Origin of the sequence: Saccharopolyspora dendranthemae, from assembly GCF_007829955.1 — a bacterium.
Lineage (GTDB): Bacteria > Actinomycetota > Actinomycetes > Mycobacteriales > Pseudonocardiaceae > Saccharopolyspora > Saccharopolyspora dendranthemae.
In genome coordinates this window covers 42,495-59,816 of sequence record NZ_VIWX01000003.1, presented here as the reverse complement: position 1 = coordinate 59,816, position 17,322 = coordinate 42,495, and the positions used below count along the sequence as shown (strand labels likewise).

The 17,322-nt window shown below is 69.7% G+C and carries 18 protein-coding genes; 9 read left to right on the top strand and 9 right to left on the bottom strand.

The window, feature by feature from the left end; genetic code table 11:
* Positions 1 to 5: 5 nt before the first annotated feature.
* Complete coding sequence (locus FHU35_RS15430; RefSeq protein WP_186459444.1) at positions 6 to 905, bottom strand: EamA family transporter; 900 nt, start codon at positions 903 to 905, stop codon at positions 6 to 8.
* A gap of 72 nt (positions 906 to 977) precedes the next feature.
* On the opposite strand from FHU35_RS15430, the gene FHU35_RS15425 reads away from it, so the two are divergent.
* On the top strand, positions 978 to 1,889 hold the full coding sequence (locus tag FHU35_RS15425; RefSeq protein WP_145740207.1) for a LysR family transcriptional regulator: 912 nt from the start codon (positions 978 to 980) through the stop codon (positions 1,887 to 1,889).
* On the opposite strand, the gene FHU35_RS15420 is transcribed toward FHU35_RS15425, so the two are convergent.
* Entirely contained in the window at positions 1,878 to 3,494 is a 1,617-nt protein-coding gene (locus FHU35_RS15420; protein WP_145740204.1) for an alpha-amylase family protein, read from the bottom strand. The genes FHU35_RS15425 and FHU35_RS15420 overlap by 12 nt on opposite strands.
* A complete protein-coding gene (locus FHU35_RS15415) occupies positions 3,491 to 3,703 on the bottom strand; it encodes a hypothetical protein (protein ID WP_246110341.1) in 213 nt (70 codons plus the stop codon). Before FHU35_RS15415 ends, FHU35_RS15420 begins: the two co-directional genes overlap by 4 nt.
* A gap of 464 nt (positions 3,704 to 4,167) precedes the next feature.
* On the opposite strand from FHU35_RS15415, the gene FHU35_RS15410 reads away from it, so the two are divergent.
* Positions 4,168 to 4,800 (top strand): DedA family protein, encoded by a 633-nt coding sequence (locus tag FHU35_RS15410; protein WP_145740200.1) that lies wholly within the window; start codon positions 4,168 to 4,170, stop codon positions 4,798 to 4,800.
* Positions 4,801 to 5,011: 211 nt separating this feature from the next.
* Here the strand turns inward: FHU35_RS15410 and leuA are convergent, their stop codons facing one another.
* Positions 5,012 to 6,805 carry a 2-isopropylmalate synthase gene (gene leuA / locus FHU35_RS15405; RefSeq protein WP_145740197.1) on the bottom strand — a complete coding sequence of 598 codons (1,794 nt, stop codon included), beginning with the start codon at positions 6,803 to 6,805 and terminating at the stop codon, positions 5,012 to 5,014.
* A gap of 249 nt (positions 6,806 to 7,054) precedes the next feature.
* On the opposite strand from leuA, the gene FHU35_RS15400 reads away from it, so the two are divergent.
* The gene (locus FHU35_RS15400) at positions 7,055 to 7,408 is read left to right on the top strand and encodes a hypothetical protein (RefSeq protein WP_425474155.1); all 354 of its coding nucleotides are present in this window, start codon (positions 7,055 to 7,057) and stop codon (positions 7,406 to 7,408) included.
* A gap of 21 nt (positions 7,409 to 7,429) precedes the next feature.
* On the opposite strand, the gene FHU35_RS15395 is transcribed toward FHU35_RS15400, so the two are convergent.
* From FHU35_RS15395 to FHU35_RS15385, 3 genes are all read right to left on the bottom strand, one after another.
* Entirely contained in the window at positions 7,430 to 8,572 is a 1,143-nt protein-coding gene (locus tag FHU35_RS15395; RefSeq protein WP_145740191.1) for an aminotransferase class V-fold PLP-dependent enzyme, read from the bottom strand.
* A 177-nt stretch (positions 8,573 to 8,749) separates the two neighbouring features.
* On the bottom strand, positions 8,750 to 9,373 hold the full coding sequence (locus FHU35_RS15390; RefSeq protein ID WP_145740189.1) for a permease prefix domain 1-containing protein: 624 nt from the start codon (positions 9,371 to 9,373) through the stop codon (positions 8,750 to 8,752).
* The gene (locus tag FHU35_RS15385) at positions 9,370 to 9,702 is read right to left on the bottom strand and encodes a PadR family transcriptional regulator (protein WP_145740187.1); all 333 of its coding nucleotides are present in this window, start codon (positions 9,700 to 9,702) and stop codon (positions 9,370 to 9,372) included. Before FHU35_RS15385 ends, FHU35_RS15390 begins: the two co-directional genes overlap by 4 nt.
* Positions 9,703 to 9,787: 85 nt before the next feature.
* Here FHU35_RS15385 and FHU35_RS15380 point away from each other — a divergent pair, with 85 nt between their 5' ends.
* Positions 9,788 to 10,213: a hypothetical protein gene (locus FHU35_RS15380; RefSeq protein ID WP_145740185.1), complete on the top strand. Its 426-nt coding sequence runs from the start codon at positions 9,788 to 9,790 to the stop codon at positions 10,211 to 10,213.
* Between the two features lie 2 nt (positions 10,214 to 10,215).
* Positions 10,216 to 10,452, top strand: coding sequence for a DUF3817 domain-containing protein (locus FHU35_RS15375; protein ID WP_246110340.1), 237 nt, complete (start codon positions 10,216 to 10,218; stop codon positions 10,450 to 10,452).
* 46 nt (positions 10,453 to 10,498) lie between these two features.
* Here FHU35_RS15375 and FHU35_RS15370 read toward each other — a convergent pair whose 3' ends face one another.
* Positions 10,499 to 11,098 (bottom strand): nitroreductase family protein, encoded by a 600-nt coding sequence (locus FHU35_RS15370; protein ID WP_246110339.1) that lies wholly within the window; start codon positions 11,096 to 11,098, stop codon positions 10,499 to 10,501.
* Between the two features lie 32 nt (positions 11,099 to 11,130).
* Positions 11,131 to 12,243: a hypothetical protein gene (locus FHU35_RS15365; RefSeq protein ID WP_246110338.1), complete on the bottom strand. Its 1,113-nt coding sequence runs from the start codon at positions 12,241 to 12,243 to the stop codon at positions 11,131 to 11,133.
* Between the two features lie 404 nt (positions 12,244 to 12,647).
* Here FHU35_RS15365 and FHU35_RS15360 point away from each other — a divergent pair, with 404 nt between their 5' ends.
* The 4 genes from FHU35_RS15360 (at position 12,648) to FHU35_RS15345 (ending at position 17,233) form a co-directional block, all read left to right on the top strand.
* Positions 12,648 to 13,913: an aspartate kinase gene (locus FHU35_RS15360; RefSeq protein ID WP_145740179.1), complete on the top strand. Its 1,266-nt coding sequence runs from the start codon at positions 12,648 to 12,650 to the stop codon at positions 13,911 to 13,913.
* A complete protein-coding gene (locus FHU35_RS15355; RefSeq protein ID WP_145740177.1) occupies positions 13,913 to 14,971 on the top strand; it encodes an aspartate-semialdehyde dehydrogenase in 1,059 nt (352 codons plus the stop codon). Before FHU35_RS15360 ends, FHU35_RS15355 begins: the two co-directional genes overlap by 1 nt.
* 127 nt (positions 14,972 to 15,098) lie before the next feature.
* Positions 15,099 to 15,704, top strand: a complete 606-nt coding sequence (locus FHU35_RS15350; protein WP_246110337.1) for a Uma2 family endonuclease — start codon at positions 15,099 to 15,101, stop codon at positions 15,702 to 15,704.
* A gap of 56 nt (positions 15,705 to 15,760) precedes the next feature.
* Entirely contained in the window at positions 15,761 to 17,233 is a 1,473-nt protein-coding gene (locus FHU35_RS15345; RefSeq protein ID WP_145740173.1) for a gluconokinase, read from the top strand.
* Positions 17,234 to 17,322: the final 89 nt, after the last annotated feature.

The window sequence follows — 17,322 nt, the reverse complement described above, 5'->3', positions numbered from 1 at the left end:
GAGGCTCACGCGGGCGCCGGTTCCAGCACCGGTGTGCGCCGGGCGAGGCGGATGCTGCCCAGGAGCACGCCGATGACGACGACCGCGCCCGCGGCGAGTTCGAAGGGATGCGGCTGCTCGCCGAGGATCAGCCACGCCGTGCTGAACCCGACGATCGGCACCAGCAGGGAGAACGGCGCGACGGTGCTGGCCGGGTACTTGCTGAGCAGCGTCGTCCACAGGCCCGACCCGACGACGGTGGCCAGCAGCGACGTGTAGGCCAGCCCGGCGAGCGCGGACGTCCCGGCCGGCGAGTCGAGGATGGTGGCGACGGCGTTCCAGCCCGTCGTCGGCCCTTCGAACAGCGCGGACGCCGCGAACATCGGCAGCGGCGGGACGATCGCGACCCACAGCGACAGGTGCAGCGGGTTCGGCGCTTCGGCCTTGCGGCTGCACAGGTTTCCCAGCGCCCACGAGAACGCACCGCACAAGGTGATCAGCATCGGCAGCAGCGTCGCGGTCTGCGAGCGGTGCCAGCCGATGGCGACCATGCCCAGCACCGCCGTGGTGATGCCCAGCAGCTGCAGCCCGGTGATCTTCTCCCGCAGCAGCAGCGCTCCCAGGGCCACGGTGAACGGCGCCGATCCCTGCTGCACCAGCGAGGCCAGCCCGGTGGGCATGCCGATCCTCATCGCGACGAACAGGAACGCGAACTGCAGGGTCCCGAAGAACAGGCCGTAGCCGATCAGCCAGCGCCACTTCACCTTCGGGCGCGGCACGAAGAAGAGGATCGGCAGCAGCACCGCGAAGCGCAGTCCGGCGAAGAAGAACGGCGGGAAGTGCTCCAGCCCCCGGTCCAGCGCGATGAAGTTGCCGCCCCAGAACACTGCGACGACCACCGCCAGCAGGCGATCTCGTGTGGTCATACCGATCAGCCTGCGGTCCGCATCTGTGAAGGACAAGCGATACTATCTGCACGTAGTGTGTAGGATTCCTCTATGGACGTTCGCAGGCTGAGACTCCTGCGCGAACTGGCCGATCGCGGAACTGTCACCGCGGTCGCCCACGCCCTCTCCTACACGCCCTCCTCGGTGTCCCAGCAGATCCGGGCCCTGCAAGCGGAGGTCGGGGTGCGGCTCACCGAGCCGGCCGGCCGCGGGTTGCGGCTCACCGACGCCGGGTGGGCGCTGGCCACCCGGGCCGACGAGGTGCTGGCCTCGCTGGACCGCGCCGAGGCCGAGCTGGACTCCTACCGCTCGTCGCCGCGCGGGGTCGTGCGCGTGGCGATGTTCCCGTCCGGCGCGTTCCTGCTGCTCCCCGGCCTGCTGGAGCGCATCACCGAGCACCCGGACGTCCGCCTGGAGGCCAGGGACGTCGACATGGTCCCCTCCGAGGTCTCCCGGCTGACGGCCGATTTCGACCTCGTCGTGACGCACCGGGACGACCAGGCCCCGCCGCACGACGGCGATCGGGTCTCCGTGACACCGCTGCTGCGCGAGCCGCTGGACGTGGCGATGCCGCCGGGTCATCCGCTGGCGCACCGGGAGCGCGTCGAGCTCACCGAGCTGGTCGGCGAACCGTGGCTGAGCGTGGACATCGGCTTCCCGGTCGACGACGTGCTGCGCTCGCTGGCCGTGCGCACCGGGATGCGGCCGACGGTCGTCCAGCGCATCAACGACTTCCGGGTCACCGAAGCGCTCGTCGCCGCAGGTCACGGGATCGCGCTGCTGCCGAGGTACACGATCAACAGCGCGCACCTCGTGATGCGCCCGCTGGCGGGAGTCCGAGCGGGCCGCAACATCGAGGTCGTCTCGCGCAAGGGCGCCACCGAACGCCCGGCCGTCCAGGTCGCCCTCGACGCGCTCATCGCCGAAGCGCGCGCCCGGACGGAGGCGAACTCACCGGGGTGAGTTCGCGGCGGCCCACCGGCAGATGGCCGCCAGCTCGTCGCCGTGCAGCGCGACGGTGTCGTCCACGACGCCGACGACCGGCAGGTGGCCCTCCCGCACGACGTCCGGTGGTCTCGGGATGTAGCCCTTCTCGTGCACGCCCGTGCTGCCGCGTCCCGGGGTGCCCTCGGCGAGGTGCCCGGTGGTGCGGGCGTAGTGCGACACGACGCGGGGCGCGCGCAGATCGCGGTCGGTGCCGAACCACTGCTGGCTCAGCGGGAACAGCGCGCTGAGCGCGTCCCACCAGCCCTCGGCGGCCAGCACCAGGCCGGGGTGGCGGCGGTGGAGCTCCTCGACCAGCAGCCGGTAGCCGTCGAACACGTCGTGGCGGGGATCGTTGAAGTAGTAGCCCACGGTGTCCAGGAACGCGGCGTCGACGCCGAACTCCTCGACCAGCGCGGAGATCGACTCGACCAGGTGCGTGCGGAACCCGGGTTCGGCCGGGTTGAGGAAGACCTGATCGCCCTCGCCCGAGCGGTCGGAGTCCCAGTCGGGGCGGTTGAGCAGCTCGACGTACCGGTCGGTGTCGTTGCGCATCACCGCCCGCTCCCAGTCCGGGTACTGCGTGACGTTGGCCCCGTGCCCGCCGAACATCGGCATCAACCGGAACCCGAGATCGTGCGCGGTGCGGACCAGCTCGGCGAACCCGTCGGCTCCGCCGAGGTCCTCGCCCGGCCGGTAGCGCGGGTAGGCGTAGTAGTAGCGGCCCTCCCACCCGGGCAGGTAGGCGAGCACCCGGTGCGGGTCGATGTGCTGGGCGATGAACCGCAGGGCATCGCCCATCTGCGAGAACGTGTTGAACACGTAGCCGGTCCAGTGCTGGCCGTGCAGCGTCACGACCAGCGAGGTGTCGCGCAGCCAGTCCGGCACGTCCGGTCGCGATTCCCACGGGACCAGCCCGTGCGCCTCCTCGACGAACCGCAGGTGCTCGTCCAGGTCCTGATCGACCGGGTCGGCGTTCGCGCGCAACCTGATCTCCGGGACCTGGCAGGTCGTCCCGCGTGCCGAGGCGGCGGGCACGTGCAGCAGCTCCACGATCGGTTCGGGGGAGTGCGCGGGCTGGTGGACGTGCAGGACGTGCTTGCGCACCGAGGGGTCTCGCACGCTCAGGGACGAGCAGTCGGACTCGGTGCCGACCGCGACCCACGGCGTCGCCCACTCCGGGCCCGGGTACTCCAGCTGGAACCGCTCGTGGTGGGTGTGCGAGCGCCCGGTGTTGGGCGTCCACCAGCCGGCGCGCAGCTGCTCCTGCGGCAGACCGCGCAGCAGCAGCTTGACGGCCTTGATCGGCTCGGCGTGCTGCGCGGTGATGGACCAGGTCAGGACGCCGTCGGAGAGGGAGACCTCGATCTCGACCTCGCCGGCGTCGACGGTCCGCTGCTGGCCGAGCGCGGCGTAGCCGGTCCGCAGGTGGACCCGGTCCGCCTCGACGAGCGGTTCGGCCGGCCGGAGGCCGTACCCGTTGCCGGTGGTGAACACCTGCACCGACCAGGTCAGCGCCCCACCGGGCACCGGGAACCGCGGATCCCGGGGGTCGAAGCTCAGGTCCGTGTCGATGAGGCTCATCGCGGCACCGAGGCGTAGCCGATCGCCTTCTCCACCAGGTGGGCGAGGCTGTCGGCCTCCGCGGCGGTGAAGATCAGGGTGTCCCCGGGCGGCAGCACGACTCCGACGCGATCGCCCATGACCAGCACGGTCACGTTCCCGCTGCCGTTGGACGTGGCGCACTCGATGCGCCAGCGCAGCTGCTCCGTCGGATCCTCGGTCGGCCACATAGCCACATCACTGAACCGTGCGAGCCGTCGAACATCAAGTTCCGTGGACCGTTCGAGTGACGGATGGGGGCCGGACGAGAGCCGGGAAGAATAGAAGAGGAGAAGCGGCTATGCCCCGACGTGTCCCCCGTCTCCGGCCGCTTCCCCTCAACTAGTTTTCCCCCAAGGGCGTCGCCTTCGTCCCTGCGACGTGAGTCCATAGTGCCCGGTGTCGGCGTAGCGCAATACCGACTTTGGTCTAGTCGGTTACCCCGAAATCGAGTGACGGACGTCCCCCTCGGCCCGGATCGCGCGGCTGAGGAGCCCCGATCCGGCCGTGCGTCGCGCCTGTTGCGCCCTGTTGCTTCCCGTTGCCCGAGTTGTGCCCGTGACCGGCGATTTTCGGTCACCCGGTCCCCGGCGGGGAGCGGGTCGCAGTCCGTACCCTTGCAGGAGCCGAACTGCGCTGCCGACGACCAGAACGGATGTCCATGATCGAGTGGCTGAACACGATCCCGTCCGGGGTGATCTACCTGGTGGTCGCGGGCATCATCGGGCTGGAGAGCGTGGGGATCCCGCTGCCCGGTGAGATCCTGCTGGTCAGCTCGGGTGTTGCCGCTTCGCACGGGGTGATCAACCCGGTGCTGCTGGCGACCTTCGCGGCGACGGGCGCGATCATCGGCGACTCGATCGGCTACGCGATCGGCAAGCGCTACGGCCGCAAGCTGCTGACCTGGCTGGGCACGAAGCTGCCGAAGCACTTCGGGCCCAAACCGCTGGCCCAGGCGGAAGGGCTCTTCGAGCGCTGGGGCGCCTGGACGGTCTTCGGCGGCCGCTTCGTGGCGCTGCTGCGGATCCTCGCCGGGCCGCTGGCGGGCAGCCTCGGCATGCCCTACCGCAAGTTCCTGTTCGCCAACGCCACCGGCGGTATCGCGTGGGCGGGCCTGGTCACCGCCCTGTCCTACGCGTTCGGCCTGGTCGCGGGGCAGTGGTTCCACCGCTTCTCGTGGATCGGCCTGGTCATCGCGGTGGCCTTCGCCTGGTGGAGCACCCGCATCATCCAGAAGCGCGTCGAGCGCGCCGAGGCAGAAGAACCAGAACCCGCCCAGTCCGCCTGACAGGACTATTAGGGCATTTCAGTGTGCGGCGGTAGCCGCTGTTTCAGGTGTGGGACTCAGCCGGCACCGCCGCGGGTTCTGACACGTCGTCTGGGTGAGGACGCCACGACGCCGTGTATTGGCATACATCAGTCGTGGTGCCCGGAGGCCAGACGACGTGTCAGGTTCCGCTACCCGCACCGCCAAGCAAGCCGACTTCTGGGAGGGCTGCTCAGCGGGCTGCGCGGTTGGCGGCTGAGACGACTGCGTTGAGCATCGCCGCGATGGTCGAGGTGTCCACGCCAACGCCCCAGAAGACGTCGTCGCCCACGGCGCACTCCAGGTAGGCGGCTGCGCGCGCGTCGTCGCCCGAGGTGAGCGCGTGCTGGTGGTAGTCCAGGACGCGGATGTCGTAGCCGACCGTGCTCAGGGCGTCGACGAACGCCGACACCGGGCCGTTGCCGCGACCGGTGACCTCGCGCCGCTCGCCGTCCACGACCACCGTGGCGGTGATCGACTCGTCGCCGGACTCGCCGGACGAGCTCTGCCGGACCAGGTGCAGCGGTGCGTCGGTTTCCAGGTACTCGGCGGAGAACGCCGTCCACATGTCGGCCGGGCTGACCTCGCCGCCCTCGCCGTCGGTGTGCGCCTGCACCGCCTTGGAGAACTCGATCTGCAGCTTGCGCGGCAGCTCCAGCTGGTGCTCGGTCTTCATCACGTAGGCCACGCCGCCCTTGCCGGACTGCGAGTTGACCCGGATGACGGCCTCGTAGCTGCGGCCCACGTCCTTGGGATCGATGGGCAGGTAGGGAACCTCCCACGGGTGCTCGTCGACCGAGGTTCCCGCCCTCTCGGCCTCGACGCGCAGCGCGTCCAGGCCCTTGTTGATGGCGTCCTGGTGGCTGCCGGAGAACGCGGTGTAGACGAGCTCGCCGCCCCACGGGTGGCGCTCGCCGACCGGCAGCTGGTTGCAGTGCTCGACGGTGCGCTTGACGTAGTCGATGTCGGAGAAGTCGATCTGCGGGTCGATGCCCTGGCTGAACAGGTTCATGCCCAGCGCGACCAGGTCGACGTTGCCGGTGCGCTCACCGTTGCCGAACAGGCAGCCCTCGATCCGGTCGGCGCCGGCCTGGTATCCCAGCTCAGCTGCGGCGATGCCGGTTCCGCGGTCGTTGTGCGGGTGCAGCGACAGCAGCACCGAGTCCCGGCGGGCCAGGTTGCGGTGCATCCACTCGATGGAGTCCGCGTAGACGTTCGGGGTGGCCATCTCGACGGTCGCGGGCAGGTTCAGGATGACCGGCCGCTCCGGGGTGGGCTGCCAGATCTCGGTGACCGCGTCGCAGACCTCGACGGCGTAGTCCAGCTCGGTCCCGGTGTAGGACTCGGGCGAGTACTGGAAGCGGAAGTCGGTGTCCGGGTACTTGCCCGCCATCTCCAGGGCCAGCTCGGCGCCCATCTTGGCGATCTTCTTGATGCCCTCGCGCTCCTCGCGGAACACCACGCGGCGCTGCAGGATCGACGTCGAGTTGTAGACGTGCACGACGGCCTTCGCCACGCCCTCCAGGGCCTGGAAGGTGCGCTCGATCAGCTCCGGGCGGCACTGGGTCAGCACCTGGATGCGCACGTCATCGGGTACCGCGCCGTCTTCGATGATCTCGCGGACGAAGTCGAAGTCGGTCTGGCTGGCGGCCGGGAACCCGACCTCGATCTCCTTGTAGCCCATCTGCACGAGCAGCTCGAACATGCGTCGCTTGCGCGCGGGCGACATCGGATCGATCAGCGCCTGGTTGCCGTCGCGCAGGTCGACCGCGCACCACAGCGGCGCGCGCTCGATGCGCTTGTCCGGCCAGGTGCGGTCCGGCAGCGACACGTCTTCGACGAGCTCGTGGAAGGGCTTGTACCGGTGGAAGGGCATCGAACTGCCCTGCTGGGGGTTCCACGACGGCTGATCGGTCGGGGCGGCCTTGGCTGGCTTGCGCACGCGACCTGCGAAGGGGGCCTGCGGATCGGGGGTGTTGCTGCTCATGAGAGACGTTCTCCTGATCGCTTACCGGGTCTCGGGCTTGGCTGGAGACCGGCGCGTTCGTACCCCGCGACGAGGGGCCGGTCTAGGAGACCCCGTCGCGGCGGCGAAGCAGGAGAACGCGAGCCACGGAGCAAGGCTAACCGCAACGGGGGCCTGCAGTGCAAGCCGCCTTCCCAGATCGTGAGAGCTCCCGGTGGTTCGGCGGGCGAAGAACCCTGCCGAAATCGCCGGTTCTCGTGCAACACTGTGATCGTGACTGAGGATGTTCGTGCGGGCGCCCACGAGGGCGGAGTTCGGCGCGCTGACCTGCGACGCGGCTGGAGCCGCTTCGTCGACGTGCTGATCCAGGTGGTGCGTTGGGCGGGTCTGGTGTGCGCCGCGCTGCTGGCGATCCATGTGATCCTCACCATCGGCAACGCGAACCCGGACAACGGCATCACCCAGTTCGTCGCGTCCGTCGCCGATCCGCTGGCGCTGGGCTTCCAGGACCTGTTCACCCCGGAGGACCCGCAGCTGGCGGTGCTGCTCAACTACGGGATCGCGGCCCTGTTCTGGCTGATCATCACCTCGATCGCCAGGCGAATCCTCGTCGCCCTGCGCTGAGCCGTCGGAGGCCTCTGAGGGTCAACCGATCTCGTGGAGGGTGGCGTGCAGGCGCTCTGCGGCCTGCCAGACGTCGACGTAGCTGAGCCAGGCCGGCGCGAAGTTGAAGCGCAGCAGCCCGGGTTCGGCGTACTCGACCAGCACGCTGCGGTCCGACAGCAGGTCGGCGATCCGCTGCGCCTGCTCGTGCCGGAGGCAGACCTGCGCGCCGCGCTGCTCATCGGCGGCGCGCACCTCGATCGCGGCCTCCGGGCAGAACTCGGCGATGCGCTCCAGGAACAGCCCCACGAGCCCGGCCGTCTTCGCCGCGAGCTCGCCGACCGGGACTCCGTCGAGGATGGCCAGCACATCGCGCAGCTCGGTCGCCGCGAGCGTCGCGGCCGGTCCGGCGAAGCCCTCCGCCAGCGGATGCCGCAGACCGCCGGTCGGCGACGACTCGAGGTGCCGTTCGGCCACGAAGCCGAACGACGGAGCGGTCGCGCTGCCGCCGAGGTACTTGTGCCCGCAGCCGATGGCGAAGTCCGCGTTCCAGCCGTGCAGGTCCACGTCCAGCGCTCCCGCCGAGTGGCTGAGGTCCCACAGCGTCAGCGCGCCGCTGCCGTGGATCTGCGCGGTGATCGATTCAGCGTCGCGCACGGCACCGGATCGCAGGTCGACGTGCGACAGCGCGACCACCGCCACCTGACCCATCGGCAGCGCGGCGAGGCCTCCGACGCCGTCGATCAGCTGCAACCTGCCGCCGATGTGGTCGGCGGCGGACTGGGCCAGGCAGCGGTCGGTGGCGAAGCAGTCGCGCCCGACGGCGAGAATCGGCCGCCCGGTCCGGAGCTTGGCCGCGGCGACCAGGGTCTTGAACAGGTTGATCGAGGTCGACTCGGCGATGGTGAGCTCGCCGGCGGCCGATCCGACCAGCGGGGCCAGCGCGTCGGCGGCGAGCCGCGCTTCGCGGGCCCAGTCCGGCTCGCCGGAGGTGCGACCGCTGCGCGGTTCCCAGCGGTGCTGGACGAACCGGCGCAGGCGCGCGGGGGAGGTGCGGGGCATCGGTCCGCCGCTGTGGCCGTCGAGGCGGATGACTCCGGGGACGAGGTCGTAGCGCAGGCGCAGTCCGGCTAGCACGTCGGCGTCATCGAGCGCTTCCGCAGGAGTCCTGATACTCGTCCACACGAGTGAAGTCTTACCTCATGAATGAACCACATGTAACCAATGCGGTGATCATTTGCGGAAAATGGAAGTGGACCTGATGCGACCGGACCACTCGTCTGGTCCGTTCAGAGCTGGTGCGTTGCGGTGAGCGAGGAATCCCGCCGGTTCTCATCCGGGTCCGGATGATTCATCCGCGGTTCACCAGGCTTGCGCCGCGCATTCACGGCAGGTCTTCGCCGAGTTGGCCAGCGCCGAATGCGCCGCGAGCGTGCCAGCGGCGATGATCAGCAGCAACGGCCAGTTGTCGGCCAGCGGTAGCGCGGTGGCCACGGCGATCGTGGTCAGCGGCATCGCGATGCTCGCGGCGGTGCCGGTCCACGCCATGACGATCGGGAGGCCGTCGGGCACCGAGAGCCGTCTGGTGATCAGCAGCGCGGCGCAGCCCATCACCGCGGCGGTGCCCGCGATGGCCGCCAGCAGCTGCGCGGTCTGCGAGGGAGGGATTCCCTGGTCCCGGCCGATGGTCCAGGCCAGGCGCCAGCAGCCGAGCAGCACGGGCACCGTCACCAGCAGCGCGAACGCGGTGTGGCGGGTCTGGGCGACGGTCAGCTCCCGCTGGCAGCTGGGCGCGACCTCCGCGGGCGTGCCGAACTCGCGCACCGCGTCCCGCGCGGCAGCCTCCGGCGGCAGTCCGGCCTCCAGGCGTGCGTCGAGGGTGTCGGCCAGTCCGTCGCGGATCTCCCGGATCATGCGCGCTTTGATGCGTGCGGGTCCGCGCAGGTCGGCTTCGAGCTCGTCGACGTAGCTCTCGATCGGGTTCACGCCTTGCTCCCGGGGTTGAGCACGGCGCCGATGGCGGCGGTGAAGTCCCGCCAGTCGGCGCGTTCCCCGGCCAGGCTGCGCCTGCCGAAGTCGGTGAGCCGGTAGCAACGCCGACGCCGTCGTTCACCGACCGATTCCCATCTGCTGGCGAGCATTCCGAGTCGTTCGAGTCGCTTGAGCGCGGGGTAGATCGTCCCGGTGCGCAGTTCGAGCGCTCCGCCGCTGCGGCTCATGACCGAGGTGATGATCGCGTAGCCGTGCAGCGGTCCGGGTTCGAGCACGGCGAGCAGCAGTCCGTCCAGGTGCCCTCGCACCGCGTCCGCCTTCATGCGGCTCATCCTAACGAGTCAGTAGCTGGCCAATGCATTGGTCACGTATATATTGCCTGCCAACCTATATGTCGGAGGTCCCTCGATGACCGCGCTGCTGCTGTCGGTCCACGTCCTGGCCGCGATCGTGCTGATCGGGCCGATCGCGGTCGCCGCCTCGCTGTTCCCCCGCTACGCCCGCACCGAACCGGACTCGGGCGCGCCTCGGCTGCTGCACCGGATCTGCCGGGGCTACGCGCTGGCCGGCCTCGCGGTCCCGGTGTTCGGCCTGGCCACCGCGCTGCAGATGGGAGTCGTGGCCGATCCCTGGCTGCTGATCTCGATCGGGCTGACGCTGATCGCGGCCGCGCTGCTGGCGCTCGTGATCCTCCCCGCGCAGTCCGCGATGCTCACCGAGCCCGTCGCGGCGACCGCCAAGCGGCTGACGATGACCACCGAGATCTTCAACCTGATCTGGGCCGCCGTGGTGGTCCTCATGATCGTGCGCCCCGGCTCGTCCACGGGGGCCTGACCGTGCGCGCGCTCAAGATCGCCGCGATCGCGGAAGCGCTGACGCTGGCGCTGCTGCTGGTCAACCTCGTCACGATCCACGTGCCCGCGATCAGCTCACTGCTGGGCCCGCTGCACGGCACGGCCTACCTGATCACGATCGCGGCAGCGCTCACCGCGATCCCGGCCCGAGCCCGCTGGCTCGCCCTCATCCCGGGAGTCGGAGGCGTTGCGGCCCTCGCACGACACCAGGCCGAGTGAGGGGTTCGAATTTCGCGCGAAATTCGAACCCTGCGGGAGGTGATGGTCAGAAGCGGGGAGCACCCCAGGATTCGGTGAAGACGAGGTCGCTGAGCGGCTTGCGGGAGCGGGGCCGGAGCTCCTTCTCGACGAGCCGTTCCGGCATGTCGTCGAGGTTGCCGAGGTCGCCGATGGCGATCGCGACCAGCGGCTCGAAGTCGTCCGGGATGGCGAACTCCACGCGGGCCGCCGCGCGGTCGAAACCGGCCATCTGGTGCGCGTGGAAGCCCTCGGCGACGGCCTGCAGGACGAGGTTCTGCGCGGCCAGCCCCAGCCCGTACTCGCCGTAGGGCATCGGCTCGCCCTCCTCGTTGACCGACTGCGCGACGCCGATCGCCAGCGCCGCCGCGTCGCCGGCCCAGCCCTTGTTCCCTCGGGAGAGCGTGCCGTGGATCCGGTCGAAGGCCGGTTCGCCTCGTCGGGCGGCGATGAACCGCGCGGGCTGCGTGTTCCCCCAGGACGGGGCCCACCTGGCCGCCTCGAACAGCGCGGTGAACTGCGCGTCGCCGATCGTCGCCGCGGGGTCCAGCGCGCGCGGGCTCCAGCGCTCGGCCAGCAGCGGGTGCAGCGGGACGGAGGAGTCCGCCGTCTTGTCCGGTCCGGTCACCGAAACCTCCAGAGTCGTTCAGCGAGCCCGTCTCAGATGGCGTAATCCCATGCGGTCAGCGAGTAGGCGCCGAGCCAGGAGCCGAAGAACACGAGCAGCACCGCCGTCGTCACGGCCGTCGCCGGAGTGCGCTTGCTCAACCCGATCGCCACCGGGATGAGCAGCGGGAACGCCGGCAACATCAACCGCACCTTGGAGTACATCAGCCCGTCCGAGCCGAGGTCCAGCACCAGGACGGCCGCGGCGAACAACACCAGCGGCCACGGCAGCCGGTGCCAGACGCACAGCGCCAGCAGCACGACCGCCGCCAGCACCACCCAGACCGTGAACGTCTCGAAGACCGACTTGTCCTCGGTCAGCGCTTCCACCACGAACTGCGCGGTCTTGGCGCCGCCGTCGAACGCGGACGACCAGCCGCGCGCCTGGAGCTCGAAGTAGCCGGTGAGCTTGTGGGTCTGCAGTCCGACCCAGCCGATGTAGGCGAGCATTCCCATCGGGGCCACCAGGACCGCCACCCACGGCCGCCAGGAGTCCTTGCGCTGCACGATCGCGATCACCGCGGCCAGCCCGACCACGCCGATCAGCGCGGCGGCGGTCGGCCGGATCAGGCCGGCGGCCGTGCAGCAGAGCCCGGCCAGCGGCCAGTTGCGCTCGACCACGCCGATCAGCGCCCAGATGGACAGCGCGCAGAACAGGGCCTCCGAGTAGGCCATCGACAGCACGACCGACATGGGTGCCGCGGCGAACAGCACCACCAGCAGCAGGCCGACCCGGCGGGTCCCGCCGAGACGCTCGCCCAGCCGCGCCAGGCCGTAAGCGGCGACCACACCGCAGATGAGGCTCGCGATGATCGCCGCGCCGAGGGTGGTCACGCCCGGGAGCAGCTCGACGGCCATGATCAGCAGCGGATATCCGGGGAAGAACGCCAGCGGGGTCTCCGGGTTCCGGTTCCCGAAGCCGTCCACCATGCTCCGGTTCACGCCGCCGTAACCGTGGGCCGCGATCTCGGTGTACCACTGCCCGTCCCAGGCGTTGAGGTTGTCCAGCAGCGAGTCGTCGTTGACCGCGGAGAGCCAGGACAGCACCAGCAGTCCCACGAGCCGGATTGCGAGGTAGACCACAGCCGGGGTCAGCGCGATGATCAAACGGCGTTGCTGCGGTGTGCCCAGCGAAGCGCGACCACTCGTCGTCGAAGTCCGTTGTTTCCGCTGCGTAGCCGCAGTGTTTCCGGTATCACCCAGGGGTGGTTCCAGCGCGCCTCGCGTGGTGGACAACCCTACGCTCCGCTCTTGTCGACAATCGCGTCCAACAGGGTAGACGTGACGTTCGTGATTGGGGTTCACCCCCGGTGGTCGGTAGGCTAGTCCGGCAGCGGAGCGACCTGGTAGAAGGCCGTTTCGGTCGTGATCGACCGACGCTGCCTCCCGCCGGTCGCGGGGCGGAGGGCGCATCCCACACCGGGTGTCCCGATGCTCTTCGTCCACCCGGTGTCAGCGCGGGGACAACCCGTGCCCGGGACGGCCGCAGCGGTCGAGGAGGTTTGTTTCACGTGGCGCTCGTCGTCCAGAAGTACGGCGGTTCCTCACTCGAGAGTGCTGATCGCATCAAGCGGGTTGCCGAACGCATCGTCGAGACCCGCAAAGCGGGCAACGACGTCGTGGTCGTCTGCTCCGCGATGGGTGACACCACTGACGAGCTGCTCGACCTCGCCAAACAGGTCAACCCGGCACCGCCGGAGCGGGAACTCGACATGCTGCTGACCGCGGGGGAGAGGATCTCCAACGCGCTGGTCGCGATGGCTGTCGAGTCGCTCGGCGTGGAAGCCCAGTCGTTCACCGGCTCGCAGGCCGGCATGGTCACCACCTCGGCGCACCAGAACGCCCGGATCGTCGACGTCACGCCCGGCCGCATCCAGGAGGCGCTGGCCGAGGGCCAGGTCGCGCTCGTCGCCGGGTTCCAGGGCGTGTCGCAGGACACCAAGGACATCACCACGCTGGGTCGTGGCGGTTCGGACACCACCGCGGTCGCGGTGGCCGCTGCCATGAACGCCGACGTGTGCGAGATCTACACCGACGTGGACGGCGTCTACACGGCGGATCCGCGCATCGTGCCCGACGCGAAGCACCTCGACCACATCACCTTCGAGGAGATGCTGGAGATGGCTGCCACCGGCGCGAAGGTGCTGCACCTGCGCGCGGTGGAGTACGCCCGCCGCTACGGCGTGCCGCTGCACGTCCGCTCGTCTTACTCGCCCAAGCCCGGCACGACAGTGTCCGGTTCAGTGGAGGACCTTTCCGTGGAACAGGCGATGATCACCGGCGTCTCGCACGACCGGTCGGAGGCCAAGGTCACCGTGCGCGGTGTGCCGGACAACCCGGGCGTCGCGGGCCGCATCTTCCGCGTGGTCGCCGACGCCGAGATCGACATCGACATGGTGCTGCAGAACGTCTCCGGCACCGCGTCCGGCAAGACCGACATCACCTTCACGGTGGCGCGCAGCAACGGTGAGCTCGCCGTCGCCGAGCTCGAGAAGATCTCCTCCGAGGTCGGTTTCGAGGAGGTCGTCTACGACGACCAGGTCGGCAAGGTCTCGCTGGTCGGCGCGGGCATGCGCTCGCACCCGGGCGTGACGGCGACCTTCTGCGAGGCGCTGTCCAACGCGGGCGTGAACATCAACATCATCAACACCTCGGAGATCCGCATCTCGGTGCTGATCCAGGACACCCAGCTCGACACCGCCGTGAGCGCGCTGCACTCGGCGTTCGGGCTCGGCGGCGACGAGGAAGCGGTCGTGTACGCGGGGAGTGGTCGCTGATGAGTTCCGGTCCCACGCTCGCGATCGTCGGCGCCACCGGTGCCGTCGGCACCGTCATGATCGACATCATCAACAACCGCGGCTCGGTGCCGTGGGGCGAGATCCGGCTGATCGCCTCGCCGCGCTCGGCGGGCAAGAAGATCACCGTCCGCGGTGAGGACAACACCGTGGTCGCCCTGGCCCCGGAGGCGTTCGACGGCGTGGACATCGCGCTGTTCGACGTGCCGGACGAGGTCTCCGCCGAGTGGGCACCGATCGCGCACTCGCGCGGTGCCATCGCCGTGGACAACTCCGGCGCCTTCCGGATGGACCCCGAGGTGCCGCTGGTGGTGCCCGAGGTCAACCCCGAGAAGGTGCACGAGCGCCCCAAGGGCATCATCGCCAACCCCAACTGCACGACGCTGTCGATGATGGCGGCGCTGGGCGCGCTGCACCGCGAGTTCGGTCTGCGCGAACTGGTCGTCTCCTCCTACCAGGCCGCTTCCGGCGCTGGTCAGGATGGCATCGACCGGCTGTACGCGGAGCTCGAAGCGGTGGCGGGCAAGCAGGTCGGCGTCCGCGGCGGGGACGTCGCCGACGCCCTGGCCGCGGCAGGTCTGTCCGCCGAGACCCCGTTCAAGGCGCCGCTCGCGCTCAACGTGGTCCCGTGGGCGGGTTCGCGCAAGGACGACGGCTGGACCTCCGAGGAGCTCAAGGTCCGCAACGAGTCCCGCAAGATCCTGGGCATCCCGGAGCTGAAGGTCTCCGCGACCTGCGTCCGCGTCCCGGTGCTGACCACGCACTCGCTGGCGGTGCACGCCACCTTCGAGCGCGAGGTGTCGGTCGAGAAGGCGCACAAGTTGTTCTCCGACCAGCCGACGATCGTGCTGGACGACGACCACGACAACGAGGTGTTCCCGACCCCGGCGGCCGTCGTCGGCGGCGACCCGACCCACGTCGGTCGCGTCCGCCAGGCGCTGGACTTCCCGAACACGCTCGACTTCTTCGTCTGCGGGGACAACCTCCGCAAGGGCGCGGCGCTCAACACCTACGAGATCGCCGAAACCCTCGCCAAGTGACCTGATCACTTTCGCCGATAAGGGCGCCTTCTCCCTGGCCGCAGGGGGTGGGCGCCCTTATTGTTGCTGTGCGGTGGATTCAAAGAGCACTCGAACGTGCGTTCGTTCTCCGCGGAGCTTGGAGCGCGTGATCGGCGCGGTTATTAGTGGAGGCATGTCCGTGATGACCTGGCCCGACCACCTGATGACCTTGGCGGAGTTCGACGTGCTCCCCGAGGACAACTCGCGGCGCTACGAGCTCCAGGAAGGCGTCCTCCAAGCGACCCCGAAAGCCATCAGTTACCACCAACTCGCCATCAAACGTCTCACCCATGCCCTCGACCAGGTCTTGCCTGAGGGCTGGACTTCCCTCCCCGAGGCGGAAATCGTGCTCACGGAAAGGTATCCGCCAACCGTGCGGATTCCGGATGTGGTTGTCATGAGCGAGGACCGGGCGGAGGAGGGAATCAAGCTGTACGGGCAGGACGTGGCGCTGGCAGTAGAGGTGCTTTCGCCCGGAACTCAGCGGGTCGACAATCTCGTCAAACGTGCCGAGTACGCGGAGGCAGGCATTCCGGCGTACTGGATCCTCGACGTCGAATCGCGTCCGAAGCTGACGGCGAACGTACTCGTCGACGGTGTGTACAAGGAGATCTTCAACGGTACGGGTGTGTTCATGACGGAGCGGCCTTTCGACCTGCGGGTCGATCTTGATGTGCTCCGAAAGCGGGCCGGGTCGTCGAAGCGGGAGTGATCCTGGGCACCCTGCCTGGGCTGAGCTGGTGCGATCTGGGCGGATAGGTTCGTGGCATGAGCTCTGTCCCGGTCGTGCTGGGTGTCGATCTCGGCACCACCGCCACCAAGGTCGTCGCCGCGGGAACCGATGCGCGGGTCCTGCACACCACCGAGCGCGGGTATCCGCTGCGCACCGACGAACAGGGTGAGGCCACCCAGGATGCCGCCGAGGTGCTGAGGGCCGCGATCGAGGCGCTGACCGAGTGCGTGGCGTGGGCCCGGGAGCAGGGGCACGAGGTCGCCGGGCTGTCGTTCAGCAGCGCGATGCACACCTTGGTCGGGCTGGATTCCCGTGGCGAGCCCGCCACGCGCGCGTTCAACTGGGCCGACACGCGCTCTTCCGAGGTCGCCGCGCGACTGCGCGCCGAGCCGGAGACGTCCTCCGCGCTGCACCGGGCGACCGGAACTCCCGTGCACACCCAGTCGGTCATGGTGAAGCTGGCCTGGCTGACCTCGGGCGGGGGTGAGATCGGCGAGGTCGAACGCTGGTGCGCGCTCAAGGATTTCGTGGTCACCGCGTTCACCGGCGAATTCGTCACCGAGCACTCGCTGAGCTCCGGCAGCGGTCTTCAGGACATGCGGTCGTTGACCTGGCACGAGCCTGCGCTGCAGGTCGCCGGGATCCGCGCCGAGCAGCTGCCCGAACTGCGCGATCCGACCGCGTCCGTCCCGCTCGGATCGCAGGTCGCCGAGGCCGTCGGACTCCCGGCCGGACTGCCGGTGGTGCTCGGCGGCGGTGACGGTCCGCTGGCCAACCTCGGTGTGGGCGCGGTGTCGCCCGGCGTGGCCGCGCTGTCGCTGGGCACCAGCGGCGCGCTGCGGGTGACCAGGGAGAAGCCGGGCGTGGACGAGCGCTGCCGCACCTTCAGCTACGCGCTGGCCGACGGCCTGTGGGTGATCGGCGGCGCGGTGAGCAACGGCGCCGTCGTCGGCCAGTGGGCCGCGGAGACGTTCGGTGTGGACGTCGCGGACCTGCTCGACGAAGCCGCCGGGGTCCCGGCGGGCGCTGACGGGTTGATGGCCCTGCCGTACCTGCTCGGCGAGCGCGCCCCCTGGTGGGAACCGGGTCTGACCGGTGGTTTCCTCGGTCTTCGTCGCTCGCACGGTCGCGCTGAGATGACCCGTGCCGTCATCGAGGGAGTCGCCCAGCAGCTCGCCCTGGTTCGCGACGCGGTGATCGACACCGGCGCCGAGGTCAGCGCGGTCCGCGCCACCGGCGGTGGCTTCCGCAGTCCGGTCTGGGCCGAGACCATCGCCTCGGCCCTGAACATGGACGTCGACCTGGCGGAGGGCAGCGGAGGATCGGGTCTCGGCGCGGTGCTCCTCGCATGGCGCGCCCTGGGCGAGATCGATTCCCTCGCGCACGCCGCCGAACTCGTCGCCGCGGACTCCCAGGTCGCCCCCGACCCCGCGGCCGCGGACCTGCTCGCACGCCGCCGGCCCCTCATCGACCAGCTCCACCGAACCCTCAGGGACCTACCCCTCTAGGGACTGTTGATGGGTTGTTTTGCGTGGCGGTGCGGGTAGCGGAACCTGATCGCCTTCGTGGACTCCGTGCGCCGCTCCTTGAGTATTCC

What these genes read in the sequence shown, in the direction of transcription:
- FHU35_RS15430 (WP_186459444.1), bottom strand. Translation starts at nt 905, where the DNA reads ATGACCACACGAGATCGCCTGCTGGCGGTGGTCGTCGCAGTGTTCTGG.
- FHU35_RS15425 (WP_145740207.1), top strand. Translation starts at nt 978, where the DNA reads ATGGACGTTCGCAGGCTGAGACTCCTGCGCGAACTGGCCGATCGCGGA.
- FHU35_RS15420 (WP_145740204.1), bottom strand. Translation starts at nt 3,494, where the DNA reads ATGAGCCTCATCGACACGGACCTGAGCTTCGACCCCCGGGATCCGCGG.
- FHU35_RS15415 (WP_246110341.1), bottom strand. Translation starts at nt 3,703, where the DNA reads ATGTGGCCGACCGAGGATCCGACGGAGCAGCTGCGCTGGCGCATCGAG.
- FHU35_RS15410 (WP_145740200.1), top strand. Translation starts at nt 4,168, where the DNA reads ATGTCCATGATCGAGTGGCTGAACACGATCCCGTCCGGGGTGATCTAC.
- leuA (WP_145740197.1), bottom strand. Translation starts at nt 6,805, where the DNA reads ATGAGCAGCAACACCCCCGATCCGCAGGCCCCCTTCGCAGGTCGCGTG.
- FHU35_RS15385 (WP_145740187.1), bottom strand. Translation starts at nt 9,702, where the DNA reads ATGAAGGCGGACGCGGTGCGAGGGCACCTGGACGGACTGCTGCTCGCC.
- FHU35_RS15380 (WP_145740185.1), top strand. Translation starts at nt 9,788, where the DNA reads ATGACCGCGCTGCTGCTGTCGGTCCACGTCCTGGCCGCGATCGTGCTG.
- FHU35_RS15355 (WP_145740177.1), top strand. Translation starts at nt 13,913, where the DNA reads ATGAGTTCCGGTCCCACGCTCGCGATCGTCGGCGCCACCGGTGCCGTC.
- FHU35_RS15345 (WP_145740173.1), top strand. Translation starts at nt 15,761, where the DNA reads ATGAGCTCTGTCCCGGTCGTGCTGGGTGTCGATCTCGGCACCACCGCC.